The sequence below is a fragment of the Azospirillum sp. Marseille-Q6669 genome, from assembly GCF_965111635.1.
Window position 1 is genome coordinate 2,081,817 of sequence record NZ_CBCOOP010000001.1, and the last position, 17,431, is coordinate 2,099,247.

General features: G+C 72.0%; 17 protein-coding genes. 6 read left to right on the forward strand and 11 right to left on the reverse strand.

The genetic code is table 11. The annotated features are described in order from the left end of the window. Positions 1 to 213 precede the first annotated feature (213 nt). Positions 214 to 444 carry a hypothetical protein gene (locus ACWPXE_RS09180; protein WP_454017921.1) on the forward strand — a complete coding sequence of 77 codons (231 nt, stop codon included), beginning with the start codon at positions 214 to 216 and terminating at the stop codon, positions 442 to 444. Here the strand turns inward: ACWPXE_RS09180 and ACWPXE_RS09185 are convergent. Further along, positions 417 to 1,871 carry a tetratricopeptide repeat protein gene (locus ACWPXE_RS09185; RefSeq protein WP_454017561.1) on the reverse strand — a complete coding sequence of 485 codons (1,455 nt, stop codon included), beginning with the start codon at positions 1,869 to 1,871 and terminating at the stop codon, positions 417 to 419. The genes ACWPXE_RS09180 and ACWPXE_RS09185 overlap by 28 nt on opposite strands. Positions 1,872 to 1,937: 66 nt before the next feature. Here ACWPXE_RS09185 and ACWPXE_RS09190 point away from each other — a divergent pair, with 66 nt between their 5' ends. Beyond that, positions 1,938 to 2,270: a DUF1491 family protein gene (locus ACWPXE_RS09190; RefSeq protein WP_014197577.1), complete on the forward strand. Its 333-nt coding sequence runs from the start codon at positions 1,938 to 1,940 to the stop codon at positions 2,268 to 2,270. Between the two features lie 25 nt (positions 2,271 to 2,295). Here ACWPXE_RS09190 and ACWPXE_RS09195 read toward each other — a convergent pair whose 3' ends face one another. Continuing rightward, positions 2,296 to 4,767 carry an ATP-binding protein gene (locus ACWPXE_RS09195; RefSeq protein ID WP_454017562.1) on the reverse strand — a complete coding sequence of 824 codons (2,472 nt, stop codon included), beginning with the start codon at positions 4,765 to 4,767 and terminating at the stop codon, positions 2,296 to 2,298. A gap of 7 nt (positions 4,768 to 4,774) precedes the next feature. Further along, positions 4,775 to 6,310, reverse strand: a complete 1,536-nt coding sequence (locus ACWPXE_RS09200; protein WP_237905708.1) for a bifunctional metallophosphatase/5'-nucleotidase — start codon at positions 6,308 to 6,310, stop codon at positions 4,775 to 4,777. Positions 6,311 to 6,755: 445 nt separating this feature from the next. Between ACWPXE_RS09200 and pdxR the strand changes: the two genes are divergently transcribed. After that, a complete protein-coding gene (pdxR, locus tag ACWPXE_RS09205; protein ID WP_454017563.1) occupies positions 6,756 to 8,201 on the forward strand; it encodes a MocR-like pyridoxine biosynthesis transcription factor PdxR in 1,446 nt (481 codons plus the stop codon). 16 nt (positions 8,202 to 8,217) lie between these two features. Here the strand turns inward: pdxR and ACWPXE_RS09210 are convergent, their stop codons facing one another. Then, entirely contained in the window at positions 8,218 to 8,667 is a 450-nt protein-coding gene (locus ACWPXE_RS09210; protein WP_454017564.1) for a carboxymuconolactone decarboxylase family protein, read from the reverse strand. Positions 8,668 to 8,793: 126 nt separating this feature from the next. Further along, positions 8,794 to 9,393: a helix-turn-helix domain-containing protein gene (locus ACWPXE_RS09215; RefSeq protein ID WP_454017565.1), complete on the reverse strand. Its 600-nt coding sequence runs from the start codon at positions 9,391 to 9,393 to the stop codon at positions 8,794 to 8,796. Positions 9,394 to 9,466: 73 nt separating this feature from the next. Here ACWPXE_RS09215 and bdcA point away from each other — a divergent pair, with 73 nt between their 5' ends. Continuing rightward, a complete protein-coding gene (gene bdcA / locus ACWPXE_RS09220; protein WP_454017566.1) occupies positions 9,467 to 10,180 on the forward strand; it encodes an SDR family oxidoreductase in 714 nt (237 codons plus the stop codon). Between the two features lie 10 nt (positions 10,181 to 10,190). Here bdcA and bluB read toward each other — a convergent pair whose 3' ends face one another. Genes bluB through cobA form a run of 3 tightly spaced genes read right to left on the reverse strand, consistent with a single transcriptional unit; the run spans position 10,191 to position 12,992 of the window. Continuing rightward, on the reverse strand, positions 10,191 to 10,850 hold the full coding sequence (gene bluB, locus ACWPXE_RS09225) for a 5,6-dimethylbenzimidazole synthase (RefSeq protein ID WP_454017567.1): 660 nt from the start codon (positions 10,848 to 10,850) through the stop codon (positions 10,191 to 10,193). Continuing rightward, the gene (locus tag ACWPXE_RS09230) at positions 10,847 to 12,193 is read right to left on the reverse strand and encodes a cobyrinate a,c-diamide synthase (RefSeq protein WP_454017568.1); all 1,347 of its coding nucleotides are present in this window, start codon (positions 12,191 to 12,193) and stop codon (positions 10,847 to 10,849) included. Before ACWPXE_RS09230 ends, bluB begins: the two co-directional genes overlap by 4 nt. Beyond that, positions 12,186 to 12,992 carry a uroporphyrinogen-III C-methyltransferase gene (cobA, locus tag ACWPXE_RS09235; protein WP_454017569.1) on the reverse strand — a complete coding sequence of 269 codons (807 nt, stop codon included), beginning with the start codon at positions 12,990 to 12,992 and terminating at the stop codon, positions 12,186 to 12,188. Before cobA ends, ACWPXE_RS09230 begins: the two co-directional genes overlap by 8 nt. Here cobA and ACWPXE_RS09240 point away from each other — a divergent pair. After that, positions 12,991 to 14,142, forward strand: a complete 1,152-nt coding sequence (locus ACWPXE_RS09240; RefSeq protein ID WP_454017570.1) for a cobalt-precorrin-5B (C(1))-methyltransferase — start codon at positions 12,991 to 12,993, stop codon at positions 14,140 to 14,142. The genes cobA and ACWPXE_RS09240 overlap by 2 nt on opposite strands. A 5-nt stretch (positions 14,143 to 14,147) precedes the next feature. Here ACWPXE_RS09240 and cobM read toward each other — a convergent pair whose 3' ends face one another. Genes cobM through cbiE form a run of 3 tightly spaced genes read right to left on the reverse strand, consistent with a single transcriptional unit; the run spans position 14,148 to position 16,551 of the window. Next, positions 14,148 to 14,909: a precorrin-4 C(11)-methyltransferase gene (gene cobM / locus ACWPXE_RS09245; RefSeq protein WP_454017571.1), complete on the reverse strand. Its 762-nt coding sequence runs from the start codon at positions 14,907 to 14,909 to the stop codon at positions 14,148 to 14,150. Continuing rightward, positions 14,906 to 15,316 (reverse strand): cobalamin biosynthesis protein, encoded by a 411-nt coding sequence (locus ACWPXE_RS09250; RefSeq protein ID WP_454017572.1) that lies wholly within the window; start codon positions 15,314 to 15,316, stop codon positions 14,906 to 14,908. The genes cobM and ACWPXE_RS09250 overlap by 4 nt, the downstream gene beginning before the upstream one ends. Next, positions 15,313 to 16,551, reverse strand: coding sequence for a precorrin-6y C5,15-methyltransferase (decarboxylating) subunit CbiE (cbiE, locus tag ACWPXE_RS09255; protein ID WP_454017573.1), 1,239 nt, complete (start codon positions 16,549 to 16,551; stop codon positions 15,313 to 15,315). Before cbiE ends, ACWPXE_RS09250 begins: the two co-directional genes overlap by 4 nt. A gap of 23 nt (positions 16,552 to 16,574) precedes the next feature. Here cbiE and ACWPXE_RS09260 point away from each other — a divergent pair, with 23 nt between their 5' ends. Beyond that, complete coding sequence (locus ACWPXE_RS09260; RefSeq protein WP_454017574.1) at positions 16,575 to 17,309, forward strand: cobalt-precorrin-6A reductase; 735 nt, start codon at positions 16,575 to 16,577, stop codon at positions 17,307 to 17,309. Positions 17,310 to 17,431 lie beyond the last annotated feature (122 nt).

Below are 17,431 nucleotides of genomic sequence, written 5' to 3' on the forward strand. Positions count from 1 at the left end.
ACAAGCCTCCGGAGCGACCATGCCGGACCCCTTTTTGCCGCGCGCTGGGAAAAATTGGCCTAGCTGCCTGTGCGGGGGAGGGAAGAAAGCTCCTGTCCGATCGATATGACCTAAGGACAGGGCGTGGCCGGACCGGGGCTGCGGTAGAAGGGAGGAGAGCAAACGGGACACACGCCGGCGGTGAGGCCGCCGGGGGAGGGCGGCTTGGACCGTGTGGAGCAATTTCTGATACCGTTGCTGGGGGCTGCCCTTCTGGGGCACGCGCTGAGCGGCGCGCCGCTCCGCTTCGATCTTCCGGACCCGCAGTCCTTCGATGTGGCCACCTTCAACGCCACCCTGCTGGCGGCGGAGATGCCGGCGTTGCCCGTTGCAAGCCCTCTCTCGTCCACCCGTCCGGCCTGGAGCGGGGACGATCCCTACAACTGCTTCTGCGGCGCCAACTGAGCGGCGGTGAACCGCTCCAACGCCGCGGCGACGGCGCGCAGGACGCTGTCCCAGTCGCCGGGGCTGGGCTGGCGGAACAGGCGCAGCGACGGGTACCAGGGGCTGTCCGCGCGGTCGAGCAGCCAGCGCCAATCCGGCGCGTAGGGCAGCAGCAGCCACGCCGGCACGCCGAGCGCGCCCGCCAGATGGATGGTCGCCGTGTCGACCGCGATGACGAGGTCCAGATTGGCCAGGATGGCCGCGCTGTCGGCGAAGTCGCGGATGCCCGCGGTCAGGTCGGGCAGGGTGGCGGGGCGGGCCGCTTTGGCATCGCCGGTCTGCAGGCTGAACAGACGGAGGCCCGGCGCGTCGAGCAGCGGGGCCAGCCGCTCGACGGGGATGGAGCGGTTGCGGTCGTTGCGGTGGTTCGGGTTGCCCGCCCAGACGAGGCCGACGCGTGGTCCGGACCCCGCCCCCGTATCAACTTCGGCGATCCGGCGGCCCCAGCGCTCCACCTCGTCCGCCTCGGCGGCGAGGTAGGCGGGAGGAGCGGGGACGCTCGCCAGATCGGTGCCGAAGGCGCGCGGCAGGCTCATCAGTGGGCAGTGCAGGTCGTGCGGCGCCGGGGCGGGGCCGCGCACCAGCACCTGGATCTCCGGTCCCAGCGAGCGCAGCAGACGGAACTGCAACGGATGCACGTCCAGGATCACCCGGCCCCCGGCGCGCGCCACCAGCGGGGCGTAGCGGGCGAACTGGATGGTGTCGCCGAATCCCTGCTCGGCGTGCAGGAGGACGCGCCGGCCGTCGAGCGGCTCTCCGGCCCAGGGCGGGGCGGGCAGGCGGCGCGGGCGCCACTCGAATTCGTCCCATCCGGCGCGCAGGTCGCCCCGCACCAGCCGGCTGACCGCGCGCGCCAGATGCGCGTCGGCATGGTCGGGCCGGGAGGCCAGCAGGGCGTCCAGGCAGGTGTCGGACTCCGCGAAGCGTCGCGCGTCGCGCAGCACGACGCCGCGGTTGAGCGCGGTGTCCGGTTGGCCGGGGCGCAGCCGTTCGGCGCGTTCCAGCCACGCCAGCGCGGCCGGATAATCGGCCAGCGCGTGGCGCACCGAACCCAGGTTCGTCAGGGCATCGGGCGAAGCCGGGTCGAGGACCAGGGCGCGGGCCAGCGCGGCGTCGGCCCGCTCCGCCGCGCCGAGCGCACGCAGGGCGCCGCCGAGGTTGCCCCAGGGAGCCGCCGCGTCGGGGCGGAGCCGCAACGAGCGGGCGATCAGCGCCGCAGCGGCGGCGTGGACGCCGCGCTGGGCCTCCGCCACGCCGAGCAGATGCAGGGCGTCCGGCTGCGCCGGCTCCACCGCCAGCACGACGCGGTAATCCTGCGCCGCCTCGGCGAGGCGCCCGGCCATGTGGTGGTTGACGGCGGCGTCGAGAACGTCCAGGAGTGTCGCCATGCCCGTTGTCTACACCGGGGCCTTGCCGAAGGCGAGCCCCCGGACCTTCCCGGAGCGAGGATTTCCATGGACGACCGTCTGCCGACTCACCTCTGGGTGATGGCGCACATCCGCGCCGCCGATGCCGAGGGCGTCACGATGATGGTTCTGCGCAAGGGGGACCCCAGCCGAGGCACGGTCATCCTGAAACTGAACCGGCTGGACCGGACCTTCAGCGTGCTGGTCCAGGTGCGCGACGAGGAGCGGCTGCGCTGGTCGCGCGGCACCGGTGCCGAACCGGTGGACGAGGCGACGGCGGACGCCTACATCGCCCGCCAGACCCGCTACGACCCCGACGTGTGGGTGATCGAGGTCGAGGACCGCAAGGGCCGACACTGGTTCGAGGGCGAGGTGCGCTGACCCCGATCTCCGGAGCGACGCCGGATCACACCAATTCCGCCTTTCCCACGCTTGTCCCCGCCGTCGGGGTGACGCGCGGGAAGCGCAGGGTGAAGCGGGTGCCTTCGCCGGGGATGCTCTGCACGGTGATGGTTCCGCGCAAGGTGCCGGTGACGAGGTTGTAGACGATGTGCAGCCCCAGCCCGCTGCCCCCGTTGCCGCGGCGGGTGGTGAAGAAGGGGTCGAAGATCTTCGGCAGGATGTCCGACGGGATGCCCAGCCCGTCGTCGGCCACCGTCAGCTCCACCTGATCCTGCGGCAGCAGGCGGGCGGCAATGGTCAGCCGGCCCGGATGGTGCGGCGTGAAGGCGTGAGCCAGCGCGTTGAGGACGAGGTTCGTCAAAATCTGCGACAGGGCACCGGGATAGCCGTCCAGTTCCAGCTCGTCGGGGCTGTCCACGACGATGTCCAGCCCGCCGACGTCCTTGTAGGTCGGGCGCAGGCTGCGCAACAGCTCGCCGATGTAGGTCTTCAGCTCGAACCGCCGCCGCTCGTCGCTGGACTGGTCCACCGCGACCATCTTGAAGCTCTGCACCAGATCGGCGGCGCGCGTGCTGTTGGACAGGATCAGGCGGGCCATCTCGCCGCCGTCGGCCAGGAAGCGCTGGAACTCCGACTTCTTGATGGCCCCGGCGGCGAGCTGCCGGGTCAGCTCCTCGAACTGCAGGGCAAGCTGCGAGGCGCCGGTGATGGTGATGCCGATGGGCGTGTTCACCTCGTGCGCCACCCCGGCGACGAGCTGGCCGAGCGACGCCATCTTCTCCGCCTGGATCAGGCTGGCCTGGGTCTCCTTCAACTCGCGCAGCGCCTGTTCGGCCGAATCGCGGGACCGGCGGAGCGCCGCTTCGGCCTCGACCTCGCGGGTCACGTCCACGACGATGGACTGGACGGCGGTCTCCCCCTTCCAATCGATGCGGCGGCTGGTCAGCTCGATCCAGCGCTCCGATCCGTCGAGCCGGCGGGCGCGCAGCCGCCGCCGCTCGCTGGGCAGGCCGGTGGCGACGATGTGCCGGTAGTTGTCCTCGACCAGCGGCCGGCTGTCCTCCGCGATGAAGTCGAGCACCGACCGCACCCGCAACGCCCGGTCCAGGCTGCTCCCCAGCATCTGCAGGAACGCCTCGTTGGCGTAGAGCGGACGGAAATCGCGGTGGATGATGATGCCCTGGATGGAGCCTTCGACGAGGTCGCGGAACCGCCGCTCGTTGTCGGCTAGATCCATCTGGCGCCGGTCGATCTCGTCGATGAAGTAGCGGATGGAGGCGGCGATGTCGGTGATCTCGTCGTTGCCCTCCACCGGCACCGTCGCGTCGCTGCCGGACAGCCGGGCCAGCACCGCGCCGTTCAGCGCGACCAGCCGCGAGGTCAGGAAGCGCCGGAAGAAGAGATGGACGAGGATGGCCAGCAGGATGGAGGCGCCGCCCAGCACCATCACCATGCGCGAGCGCTCCTGGATCATCGCCGCCAGATCGCCGGTGCGGTCGGTGGATTGGTCGTGGATGGCGTCGAACAGGGCCAGCGTGAAGCGGTCCACCGTCTCCACCAGGACGCGCGACTGGCCGGACAGCGCCTGGGCGCGGTTGCGCGCCTGGAGCCGTTCGGCGGAGCTGTCGAACAGTCCCTCCGGCGCCACCAGGATCGCGGCGAGGTCGGCCCGGATGCGCTCCATGGCGGAGCCCTCCGGCTCGGGCGTGGCGGCCGCCAGGCGGCCCAGCTCGGCCAGCGTGTGCTCCGCGTTGCGGCGCTCCACCCGCAGCCGGTTGAGGTGGTCCGTCTGCATCGCCCCGGCGGCCCGGGCCATCAGCGCGCCCGCCCGAACCGCCCAGGCTCCCAGCGTTCCGCCCCCGCCGGGCGCCGCCGTGGCCGGTCCGGTTCCGGGTTCCGCGCCCGGCAATCGCTCCAGCGCGTCGGCGAGCTGGGCCAGGGCGCGGATCGCCTCCGCTTGGCGGGCACCGGCCTCGATCTGCCGTCCGACCTCGGCGTTCAGGTCGGCCACCGTCGCCGCCAGGATCAGCAGGGTGGACTGGGCCTGTTCCAGAAGCCGCAACTCGTCGCTTTCGCCGTCGCCGCCCGGCTCGCCTTGCTGGTGGAGGTCCCGCATGCGCTCCACCAGCTTCCTCAGGAACTCCAGTTCGCTGATGAGTTCGTCGTAGATGGCCCGGCGCTGCGGGGTGGTGGCCGCGCCGGCCAGGACGGGCAGGCGGGCGACCAGCTTCTGGAGCGAGCCGCGCAGCTCCGCGCTGGTGATGACCTTCGGCAGGGTGGTGGTGGACAGCACCGACACCTCCCCCCGGAACTGCTGGAAGGAGGACAGCGACACGACGCCGACCAGCAGGACCAGCATCGTCATGATGGTCAGGCCGATGGAGATGCGCAGCACGATGCCGGCGCGCGCACCACGGCGCCGGCGCAGGGGCGCGGTGGCATCGGTGCGGTCGGCGGAGGGCGGCGTGGCGTCCATTCCGCGGCTACCGCTGAACCGTCAGGCGACCGTCGAGCCGCGGCGCGAAGCTGCCCGTGCGGGCGATCCGGCTGGCCAGGATGGTCGAGACGAAATCGGCGTCCCGGTCGTCCACCAGCCGCGGGGCGGTGGTCAGCATCGCATAGCCGTCCCCGCCGTTGGCGAGGTAGCTGCCGGTGGCCAGCCGGAAGCGGGCCGTCGGCTCCACCGGCTTGCCGCCCACCGTCAGCGCCATTACCCGCTGGCCGGGCGGGCGCGACGGGTCGACGATGACGCGGGCGTTGGACAGGTGCGGGAAACGGCCCTGCAACTGCTCGATTCCGGAGAAGCCGAACTCCAGCGCGTCGCGCAATTGCTGCCCGGTGACCTCGATCAGCACGGCGGTGTCGTGGAAGGGAAATTCGGTCTGGATGTCCCGGCGCGTCCACACCGTGCCCGCCGCATAGGCGCGGTCGCCGCGGAAGGAGCCGCCGTTGATCAGCGCCACGTCGGCCTCCATCGCCTCGCGCAGCGAATCGGCGACGGTGTTGGCGAAGGCGTTCTCGCTGGCGCGGACCGCTTCGCGCCGCGTGTCGATGGGGGCGTCCAGACGGCCCACCTGCATGCCCAGCATGCTGTCCAGCCGCGCGCGATAGGCCTTGGCCTGCGCGTCCAGCGCCGGGTCCGGCGCCACGGTGGCGGTGTCGATGGCGCGCACGCCGCTGCTCCACACCGTGCGCGTGGCGTCGCCCTTGGTCACCTTCTCGGCGGTGATGTCCAGGGCCAGCACCCAGGCGGCCTGCGGCTCGACCGTCGCGTTCAGGGTCTTGCCGTCGTATTCCACGGCGACCACCCGCCCGCGGTCCTGGTAGAGCACGATGTCGGCGGCGCCGGAGGCGATCACGTCGCGGTGGGTGCCGCCGGAATCGCCGGTCAGCGCCACCACCAGATCGGCCCCGGCGTTGCGCAGGTCCTTCGCCTTCCGGGCCAGCACCGGACCCGGCGGCAGGAAGTCGGTGCGCGGCGAGCGGGTGATCTCTCCCGTCCGCGCCGGTGCCGCGGCCAGCACCCCGACGCGCACCGGCCCGGCGTTCAGCATCGCGCGGTCCTCCAGCCCGTCCAGCGGCTTGCCGGTCTGGCGGTCCGCCGCGTTGGAGACGACCATGGGGAAGTTCGCTTCGAAGGCGCGTGTCATCAGCACATCGTCGCCGTGATGGAATTCCCGGTTCAGCGCCGCCATGGCGTCGATGCCGACCCCGTTCAGCAGGTCGATGACGTGCGCCCCCTGGTCGTAGAAGGACAGGACGGAAGGGGCGAGCGCCTGCCCGCCGTGCAGGACCAGCACGGTGGCGCCCGCCGCCCGTTCCTGGTGGACCAGCGTGGCGAGCCGGGCAATGCCGCCGCGTCCCTGCACGTCCTCCAACTCGGTCGTGCTGTGGGCGTAGAGAATGGTGAAGCGGGTGGGGTCCGCCCACGCGGGTTCGCCGGCCGAAATCCCGTTGGTCAGAATCCCGAGAAGCAGCGCGACCACCGGGCGCAGCCAGACGCCCCTGCCGAATCCCATGCCGTCGTTCCCCATACAGCGCCCGCACGGCCATCGCCGCTGCGGGCCGCACCCCCGGTTCCGCGCCGGATTATGCGCGTTCGCGCGTCGGTGGTGAAGCTGTACCGAGGATGACAAATCGCCCCGTTCCACGACGGGACGGCACACTGACACCATAGGGGAAAGCGGAAAGGCCAAAAAAAACCATACTATTCACAGGGAATTATTGGCCTATGCGGATGCTGCACCGCACCCATTCCGGATTGGTAATACCAGTTTGAAAGGGGTGCCCCTATTCTCCGCCAGCCCATTCTCGGGGCGTTTCCTCCCTAGACTCAAGGCCGGAGCGGTTGCTCCGGCCTTTTTTTCGTCCACGGCGCGCCGGACACCCGGGTGCCTGCCGGCGGGCAATCCAGGAAGCTTGCGGTGGATTGCGGATGGGCAAGCTTGCGCTATCCTGCGGCCCATGCCCGCCCTGCCGCCGCCGGAAGCCCTGGATATCGCCCTCAGCCGGACCGCGAAGGTTCCGCTGTCCGCTCAAATCCACGCCGCCTTGCGCGACGCCATCCGCAATGGCCGGCTGGCCGGAGGGGCGCGGTTGCCGTCCTGGCGGGATCTGGCCGTGCAACTCGGAGTGTCCCGTGGGACGGTGCGCGACGCCTATGAGCGGCTGATCGACGAACAGCTTGCGGTCGGCTTGGGCGCCGCGGGGACGCGGGTGGCCGAGGGGGCCATGGCGGGGCCGTCCCCCGGCGGGCCGGTCCAGGCCCCGTCCTTCCCGGAGCTGTTTTCCAATTTCGAGCGGGCGCCGCTGCCCTTCCAGATGGGTGTGCCGGCGCAGGACGCCTTTCCCTTCACGCTGTGGTCCCGGATCGTCGGGCGGGCGGCGCGGGCCGCGGCGGCGGCCCCGGTCAGCTATCCCGATCCGCGCGGCCATCCGGATCTGCGGCGCGAGATCGCCGCCGTGCTGGCCATCGCCCGCGGCATCCGCTGCACGCCGGAGCAAATTTGCATCACGGCGGGCTATTCCGGCGCGCTCGGCCTGGTGATTCGGGCCTTGCGGCTGGACGGCGGCACCGTTTGGATGGAGGAGCCCGGCTTTCCCCTGACCCGCCGCGCCCTTCACCTCGCCGGCATGACCGTGGTGCCCGTGCCGACGGACGCCGCCGGGATCGACGTGGATGCGGGACTCGCACGAGCGCCGACGGCGGGCTTGGCCGTGGTGACGCCCGGCCAGCAGGCGCCGCTCGGCGTGACCATGACGTTGCAGCGCCGCCTCGCCCTGCTGGAATGGGCCTCGCGAGCCGGGGCATGGATCGTCGAGGACGACTATCTCAGCGAACTGCAGTTGAAGGGACGGGCCGCTCCGGCACTGGCCTCCCTCGACCGGGATGGGCGGGTGCTGCACGCCGGCACCTTCAGCAAGACGATCAGCCCGGCGCTGCGGCTCGGCTTCCTGATGGTGCCGCCGGGGCTGGCCGGCCTCTTCGGCGAGGCCGCCGCCTGCCTGTCCCCGGCCCCGGCGGCGGTGATGCAGCGGGCGGTGGCCGACTTCATGGCGAGCGGGCATTATTTCCGGCATCTGCGCCGGATGAAGCGGCTCTACGCCGTCCGCCAGCAGGCACTTCTGGCGGCCATGGGCGACGCCGCGGGGGCGGAGTCACCGATGGCGGTGGAGGCGTCCGGAAGCCTGTCGGTCCGGCTGGTCTTGCCACCGGGCAGCCGCGACATCGCCATCGCCGCGGCGGCGCAGGCGGACGGCCTCGCTCCGGTGCCGCTGTCGCCCTGGTACGCCGATGGCCCGGAGGCCGCTCGCCCCCGGGGCCTGCTGCTGGGCATCACCAATCTGCAGGAACGGCGCCTGTCCGACGACTGCCGCCGGTTGATCGACTTGGTGAAGCGGCACGGCTGACTCTGCAAGAACGCGCTCAACGGGCGGCGGCGGGAACCGTGCGGAAGCTGATGGCGAGGCGGTTGTAGAGGTTCATCAGGCCGATGGCGATCGTCAGGTCGGCCACTTCCTTCTCGGAGAACTGGGCCGACACCGCCTGGAACTCCGCATCCGGGACGGCGGTGTCGGCCACCCGCGTCACCGTCTCCGCCCAGCGCAGCGCGGCGCGCTCGCGGTCGGTGAACAGCGTTTCGGCCTCATGCCAGACCGGCACCAGCACCAGCTTGTCCATGGTGACGCCGTTCTTCAGCAGATCGCGGCTGTGCAGATCGATGCAATAGGCGCAGCCGTTGATTTGCGACACACGCAGGTACACGAGATCGATCAGCGTGACCGGAAGCCCGCACTGGGCGATGTAGCCATGCGCGTCGGCGAGGGCCTTCATGCCGGCAGGGGCGGTTGCGTGGTAGTCGAGACGCGGGGACATGGCGGTTGGTCCTCAGTGGGGATGCGGGAGGTTCCCGGCTGCCGCTGATCCTGCACCGCCCGCCGGTCAGTCGTAAGGACCAAGACGTGACGGAAATCCTGTACCTTCCTCCGCAGGGGGGACCCGTCAGGCGCCCGACAGCTCCCGGCGGAAGGCGCGGTCCATCATGGCGGCCACCCGCTCCAGCCTTTCCCGGTCCGCGCCGTCGCGGGCGGCGGCCGACATCCCCATCATCGCGACCACCACCAGATCGGCCAGCGCGTCGGCGCGGTCCGGCGCTTCGGTGGCGATGAAGTCGCGGACTGCGGCGCGGCCTTCCTGCTTGGCCGCGTCGGCCAGGGCCTGAGCCTCCGGGTCGGCGCTGTTGCGCGCCCCGTCGAGCACGAGGCACCCCGCCGTCCCACCCTGGCCGGGATACAGCTGCGCGGCGAGCGCCAGCGTCCGCCCGATCACCGTCGCCACGTCGCCACCCGCCGCCAGAGCCCGCGCAAAGATGTTCGCCTCGCCCGCCGCGTAGCGCCGCAGCGCCCGCTCGAACAGCCCGGCCTTGCTGCCGAAGGCGGCGTAGAAGCTCGGCGGCTTGATGCCCAGCTCGGCGCCCAGCTCGGCCACACCGACCGCGTCGTAACCGCGGGCGTGGAACAGCCGCATCGCCGTTTCCACCGCCTCGTCCACGTCGAAGGAACGCCGCCGTCCGCGCGGCTCCGGTTTTTTTGTAGCGACCACTATAAAAAATCCTTGCGCGATGCCCTTTGGTGATTTTATATAGCGGTCACTACATTAATTCAAGGAACCGATCATGAGCGACTTCGCGGGCAAGAACATCCTGGTGCTGGGCGGCAGCCGGGGCATCGGCAAGGCCATCGTCCAGCGTTTCGCGGCGGGCGGCGGGCAGGTCGCCTTCACCTACGCCGGCTCGGCGGACGCCGCCGCGGCGCTGGCCGCAGAGACCGGGTCCGAGGCGATCCGCACCGACAGCGCCGACCGCGACGCGGTGATCGCCACGGTGGCCGGGCGGGGCGCGCTGGACGTGCTGGTCGTCAACGCCGGGGTCGCCATGATCGGCGATCCGCTGACCTTCGACCCCGACGAGGTGGACCGCATGATCGACATCAACGTGCGCGGCCCCTACCACGCCGCGGTCGAGGCGGCGCGCCACATGACCGGGCCGGGGCGCATCATCGTCATCGGGTCGGTGAACGGCGACCGCATGCCCTTCGCGGGTGGTGCCGCCTACGCGCTCACCAAGGCGGCGGTCCAAGGCATGGTGCGCGGTCTAGCGCGCGACTTCGGGGACCGCGGGATCACCGTCAACGCCATCCAGCCGGGGCCGACCCACAGCGACATGAATCCGGCCGACGGCCCGATGGCCGCCGCCATGCACGGCTTCATGGCGATCAAGCGCCACGCCCACGCCAGCGAGGTCGCCGAACTGACCGCTTTCGTCGCCGGCCCGCACGGCGCCATGATCACCGGCTCGTTCCAGACCATCGACGGCGGCTTCGGGGCCTGACGGCCGCCGGTTACGTCGTCCCGCCCCAGCGGTCGCGGAAAACGAGGTCCTCAAGGGGAAGCCGGCTGCGCCAGCCGGCTTTCTCCAGTTCCGGCGTATCGTGGAAATGGGAGACGTAGCCGAGGCAGAGATAGGCCACCGGGACGATCCGCTCCGGGATGCCCAGCGCTTCGCGCAGGCGGTCCTCGTGCAGGATGCTGACCCAGCCGACGCCCAGCCCCTCCGCCCGCGCGGCCAGCCAGAGGTTCTGCACCGCGCAGACGCAGGAATAGAGGTCCATGGTCGGGATGTGCGTCCGCCCCAGCACCACCGGGCCGGAGCGCTCGCGGTCGCAGGTGATGCACAGGTTGACCGGCGCCTCGCGGATGCCTTCCAGCTTCAGGCGGCTGTAGAGCGCCTTGCGCTCCCCGGTGAAGAGGGCGGCGGCCTCCTCGTTGGCCTGGGAGAAGTCGGCGTGGATCTGCGCCTTCACCGCCGGGTCCTGAACGACGATGAAGTTCCACGGCTGCATGAAGCCGACCGACGGCGCGTGGTGCGCGGCGGTCAGCACGCGGGTCAGCACCTCCTCCGGCACCGGGTCGGGGGCGAACTGCCCGCGCACGTCGCGGCGCGAGAAGATCGCCTTGTAGAGCGCGTCCCGCTCCTCCGGTGCGAAGGCGTGATCGCTCATTGGTCTGCCGCGATGACGTGGAAGAACGAGGCGAAGACGCTGCCGCGCCGTCCGCCGAGCGACCCGAGGTCCGACCCGTCCGCCGCCGTGGCGGTGACCAGCGGTTCGTCGGCTCCGCGGTCGAGGATCGAGGCGTAGTGGAACTCGTGCCCGCGCAGCGAGGTGCCCGCCCGGCCCAGCGGCGTGTCGCCCAGCAGGACGGCGCGCCGGTATCCCAGATGCAGCTTGCGCTTGGCGAAGGAGGTCCGCACACCGAGCAGTCCAAGCATCGGGTGGGTGGTGCCCGCCGCGTCCTCCAGCGATTCGCCCAGCGTCATGTAGCCGCCGCACTCGCCGTAGACCGGGCGCCCGAGGGCGGCGACGCGGTGCATGCCGTCGCGGAAGCGTCCGGCGGCGGCGAGTTGTCCGGCGTGCAGTTCGGGATAGCCGCCGGGCAGATAGACGGCGTCTGCGTCGTCGGGTGGTGCCTCGTCGGCCAGCGGAGAGAAATGCGTCACCTCGGCGCCCGCCGCGTGCCAGCCCTCCAGCAGATGCGGGTAGACGAAGGTGAAGGCGGCGTCCCGCGCGATGGCGATGCGCTGGCCCAGCGGTGGCAGGGCAGGCGCATAACGTCCTTCCGGCGCGCGGGAAGGGGCCGCCAGAGCGGCCACCCGGTCGAGATCGACATGCTGCGCGATGAAGCGGCCGAGCGCCGCCAGACGCTCCTGAAGGTCTGCCGTCTCCTCCGCCTGGATCAAGCCGAGATGGCGTTCGGGCAGGATCACGTCGGGGGTGCGGGGCAGGGAGCCGAGGACGGGGATGCCCAGCGCCTCGATGGCGCCGCCGGCCAAGGCGAGGTGGCGCGGGCTGGCGATGTTGTTCAGGATCACCCCGCCGATCCGCACATCGTCGCGGTAGGTGGCGAAGCCCTTGACCAGGGCGGCGGCGGATTGCGACTGGCCCTTGGCGTTGACCACCAGGATCACCGGCCAGCCGGTGCGCGCCGCCAGTTCGGAGGTGGCGCCGGTGCCGGTCGCCCCGACGCCCGCCACCCCGTCGAACAGGCCCATCAGCGCCTCGCAGACCAGCAGGTCGGTGCCGTCCCCGGCGCGGCGGGCCAGGGAATCCAGCAGGTCCGCCCCCATCGCCCAGTTGTCGAGGTTGACGCTGGGCCGCCCGGTCGCCGCCTGATGGAAGGCCGGGTCGATGTAGTCCGGCCCCGCCTTCACCGCACCGACGCGCAGGCCGCGCGCCTTCAGCGCGACCAACAGTCCCAGCGTGACGGTGGTCTTGCCGGTGCCCGAGGCCGGCGCCCCGACGATCAGCCCGCGCGGTGCAGCCTCAGACATGGGGGCCTCAGCCATGGGGAGCCTCCTTGGGCAGCCAGTCGAGCACGGGGCGCAGCCGCACCACTTCGCCGATCACGATGATGGCCGGCGGTTCCATCCCGCTCGCCTCCAGGTCGGCGACGCAGGCGCCGAGCGAGGTGACCAGCACGCGCTGCCGCTCGGTCGTCGCGTCGGTCACCACGCCGACCGGCGTGTCGGCGGGCCGCCCGCCCTCCATCAGCGCCGCGGCGATGCCGGGCAGGCCCTTCCAGGCCATGTAGAGGATCAGCGGCGCGCCCGTCGCGGCCAGGGCCTTCCAGTCCGGCCCGCCGGCGCAGGAATGGCCGGTCGCCAGGATCACCGCCTGGTTGGCCGTGCGGTGGGTGGCCGGGATGCCGGCGTAGGCCGGGCCGGCGAGGCCCGCCGTGATGCCGGGGATGATGCGGAAGGGGATGCCCCGCTCGGCCAGGGCCTGCGCCTCCTCCCCGCCGCGCCCGAAGACGAAGGGGTCGCCGCCCTTCAGCCGGAGCACGCGGTGACCCTCGCGCGCCAGCTCGATCAGGCGGTTGGTGATGTCGTCCTGGTGGGCGGAGGGCTTGCCGCCGCGCTTCCCGGCGAACTCCAGCCTTGCCGAGGGCGCCGCCAGCGCCATGATCCGTTCGCCGACCAGCGCGTCATGGACGATCACGTCGGCTTGCCTTAGACCTTGCAGGGCCAGCAGGGTCAGCAGGCCGGGATCGCCGGGACCGGCCCCCGCCAGCCACACGCTGCCGGGCCGGAAGTCGGCCAGTTCCAGAGGAAGAGAAAGGGAGTCGGGCGACGGCTCTGCGGTCATGGACGAGCACTCAGCGACGGAAAACGGTGTGGACGGCGGAGAGAGGAACGGCGACGGAGGCGGCGACGGCAAGGCGCTGCGGCGGGGCTGGACGACGGGCGCCTGCGCCACCGCCGCCGCGCGGGCGGCCTGCGGGGCGCTGTTCTCCGGCGACTTCCCCGATCCGGTGACGGTAACCCTGCCCGGCGGCCAGACGCCAGCCTTCGCGCTTGCCTGGACGGAGCGCGGCGACGGCTGGGCGGCGGCGGGGGTGGTGAAGGACGCCGGCGACGACCCGGACGTCACCCACGGCGCGTTGATCCGTGCCCGCGTCAGCCGCGCCGAACCGGGCCAGGGCGTCGTCTTCCGCGCAGGCGAAGGGGTGGGCACGGTGACCCGTCCCGGCCTGCCGGTCCCCGTCGGCGAGCCGGCCATCAACCCGGTGCCCCGCGCGATGATCCGCCAAGCGGTCGCGGAGGCCGCGGCGCTGGCCGGCGAGGCTCCCGACGTCGTCGTCGAAGTCTCCGTCGAGAACGGGGAGGCGCTGGCCCGCCGCACCATGAACCCGCGTCTGGGCATCCTCGGCGGCCTGTCGATCCTGGGAACGACGGGGATCGTCGTGCCCTATTCCTGCGCGGCCTGGATCGCCTCGATCCAGCGCGGCGTCGACGTGGCGCGGGCGGCGGGGCTGAGCCACGTCGCGGCCTGCACCGGCGACACCTCGGAAAAGGCGGTCGTCGCGCGCTACGGCCTGCCCGAGCACGCGCTGCTCGACATGGGGGATTTCGCGGGCGGCACGCTGAAGTACCTGCGGCGTCACCCGATCCCGCGCCTGACCCTGTGCGGCGGCTTCGCCAAGTTCGGCAAGCTGGCGCGCGGCCTGCTCGACCTGCATTCCAAGCGCGGCAGCGTCGATCTCGACTGGCTGGCCGACCGCATGGTCGAGCTGGGCGCTGCCCCCAACACCGTGGCCGAGGCCCGCGCCGCCAACACCGCCGCGCAGGTCCTGAGCATCGCCAGGGAGGCCGGCCTGCCGCTGGCCGACCGCGTGGCAGCGCTGGCCCAGCGCACGGCGCTGGACACGCTGGACGGCGCTCCCGTCGCGGTCGAGGTGCTGGTCACCGACCGCCAGGGCACCATCGTCGGTGGTTCCGGCTGGGCAGAGCCCTGAGCTTTTCACTCGCCCAGCCCCCGGTAGCGGCGCACATGCGACCCGTCATAGAGCGCGCTGCACCGGAAATCCTCCACCCCCAGCGCCGGGCCGACCAGGATCAGGGCGGTGCGCTCCATCGGCGACTCCGCCGCCTGGGCGGCGATGTCGGCCAGCGTGCCGCGCAGCACGCGCTCCTCCGGCCAACTCGCCCGGTAGACCACCGCCGCCGGGCAGTCGGCGCCGTAGAGCGGGGTCAGCCGCTCCACCACCCGGTCGATGACGTGGATCGACAGGTGGATGGCCAGCGTCGCGCCCGACCGCCCCAGCACCTCCAGCGTCTCGTTCGCCGGCATGGCCGAGGCCCGGCCCTCCGTCCGTGTCAAAATCAGCGTCTGGCTGACCTCCGGCAGGGTCAGTTCCCGCCCCAGCGCGGCCGACGCCGCGGCGAAGGCCGGCACGCCCGGCGTGATGTCGTAGGGAATGTCCAGTTCGCGCAGCGCCCGCGTCTGCTCGCCGAGCGCGCTGTAGACCGACAGGTCGCCGGAATGCAGCCGCGCCACGTCCTGCCCGGCCGCGTGCGCCGCCTTGAACTCGGCGACGATCTGGTCGAGCGTCAGCGGGGCGGTGTCGACGATCCGGGCGCCCGGCGGGGCGTGGGCGATGATCTCCTTCGGCACCAGCGATCCGGCGTAGAGGCAGACCGGGCAGGACGCGATCAGGTCGCGCCCGCGCAGGGTCAGCAGGTCGGGGGCGCCCGGTCCGGCGCCGATGAAATGCACGGTCATGCGGAAACTTCCCCAGAAATCGCCAGCGCGCAGGTGGCGCGCGGGGTGGAACGGCGCGGCAGCAGAAGGGTGGAGCCCGGCCCGGCGGCGGCCAGCGCCGCGGCCTCCGCGACCGAGGCGACGCCCACCGCGGCCTCGACGCGGGCGGAGCGGGTCTGCACCCGGTCCTGAACCGCCGCCAACGCTGAATCGTCAACGAACCGGAGCGGCAGGGCGAGCAGACGCGCCGCCTCGGCCACCCCGGCCTCGTTGCGCTTGCGCATCGGTGCCGCCAGTTGCACGGCGCGGCGTGCGGCCTCGTCCAGCGCGGCTTCCTCGAAGGCGGCGCGGAGCATCCCGGCGATCTCGGCGCCGGGGCAGCCGGCCCGGCAACCGATGCCCGCTGCGATGAAGCGATGCGCCGTCACAGCGGTTTCTCAGCCAGCCACAACGTGACCGGCATCAGCGGGCGCCAGCCGGTGAAACCGCCGATAGGGGCGGCGCGGCTGACGGCGATCTGCGACAGTTGCCCGCCCAACCGCTTGTGGGTGGCGATCAGCATCGCCTCGCTTTCCAGCGTCACGGCGTTGGCGACGATCCGTCCTCCGGGCTTCAGCGCCGACCAGCAGGCGTCCAGCACGCCGTCGTTGGTCAGCCCGCCGCCGATGAACACGGCGTCCGGTGCCGGCAATCCGTCCAGCGCCTCCGGCGCCTTGCCACGCACCAGCTCCAGCCCCGGCACGCCGAAGGCGGCAGCGTTGGCCGGGATGCGGTCGGCGCGGTCGGCCTTGTGCTCCACCGCGATGGCGCGGTTCGTCGGGTCGCTCAGCATCCATTCGACGCCGATGGACCCGGAGCCGGCGCCGATGTCCCACAGCAGCTCGCCGCGGCGCGGGGCCAGCCAGGACAGGGTGACGGCGCGGATCTCCCGCTTGGTGATCTGGCCGTCATGCTCGAACCAGTCATCAGGCAGGCCGGGCGTGCGCGGCAGGGCGCGGGCGCCGGGGGTGGCGACGCACTCCACCGCCAGCGTGTTGAGGTCGGCCACCCGCTCCGCCGACCATTCTTCCGCCGTCGCAACGATGCAGCGCTCGCGCGGTCCGCCCATGGACTCCAGAGCGGTCAGGCGCGACGGTCCGAAGCCGCGCGCCGTCAGCAGCGCCGCCAGCTTGGCCGGAGTCGTTCCGTCCCAGCACAGAACCAGCAGCCGAGCGCCCGGTTGCAGATGCGGAATGACCAGCTCCAGCGGGCGTCCGTGCACGGTCAGGGTGCCGCAGTCCTGCAACGGCCAGCCCAGGCGGGCGGCGGCAAGGCTGAAGGATGACGGGGCTGGAACGATGGAAAGTTCTTCAACCGGAACGAGTTTGGACAGCGTGGCGCCGATGCCGTACCAGGACGGGTCGCCGCTCGCCAGCACGCAGACGCGTTGGCCGCGCCGCGCCAGCAGGGCGGGGTAGGCGTCCGACAGGGGGGAGGGCCAGGGCAGCCGCTCCTGTCCGGCGGTTTCCGGCACCAGCGCCAGATGGCGGGCGCCGCCGGCCAGCAGGTCCGCGCCATCCACCAGCGCGCGGACGGCGGGCGACAGTCCGTCCCACCCGTCCTCGCCGATACCGACGACGCTCAGCCAACGCCCCGGTCCTGTGCTATTGGCTTTGGTGGTCATGGCGCACCCCAAGGAGGACAAGCATGAAGGCGCTGATTCTGGGTGGCACCACCGAGGCCACGGCGCTGGCTCGCCTTCTCAGCGGCCACCCGCGCATCGACGCGGCGGTGTCGCTGGCCGGGCGCACCAAACAGCCGGTTCTGCCGCCCCTGCCGACCCGCATCGGCGGCTTCGGCGGTGTGGATGGGCTGGCGGCGCATATCGTGGAGAACGGCGTCGGTGCGGTCGTGGACGCCACGCATCCCTTCGCTGACCAGATCTCCGCCAACGCCGCGGCGGCCTGCGCGCAGGTGGGCGTGCCGCTGCTGGTGCTGACCCGCAAGCCGTGGGAACCGGGCGAGGGCGACCGCTGGATCGGCGTGCCGGACATGGCCGCCGCCGCCGAGGCTCTGCGCCCGCTGGGCGGAAACGTCTTCCTGACCATCGGCCGGCAGGAGGTCGCGGCGTTCGAGGCGGTGCCGGACAAGCGCTACCTGATCCGCGCCGTCGATCCGCCGGAGCCGGCGCCGAACCTGCCGGATTACGGCCTGATCCTCGACCGCGGCCCCTTCACGCTGGAGGGGGAATGCGCCCTGCTGGAAAAGCACCGGGTGGATGTCATCGTCAGCAAGAACAGCGGCGGGAGCGCTACGGAAGCGAAGCTGGAGGCGGCGCGCCGCCGGGGGATTCCCGTGGTGATGGTGGAGCGACCGCCCGGCAATGGTGTGGCCGAAATGCATGATGCGGCTGCGGCGTTGGCATGGCTGGAGGCGCGGTAGAGTCGAGCCCCCCTCCCGACCTCCCCCCGCTGCGCTCTCGCGCAAGCGTAGCTTGCGCTGACGCGTCAGGCGGACCTTGGTCCGCCGAGAGCAGGGGGAGGAGATGATTCCCTTCCCTGCGC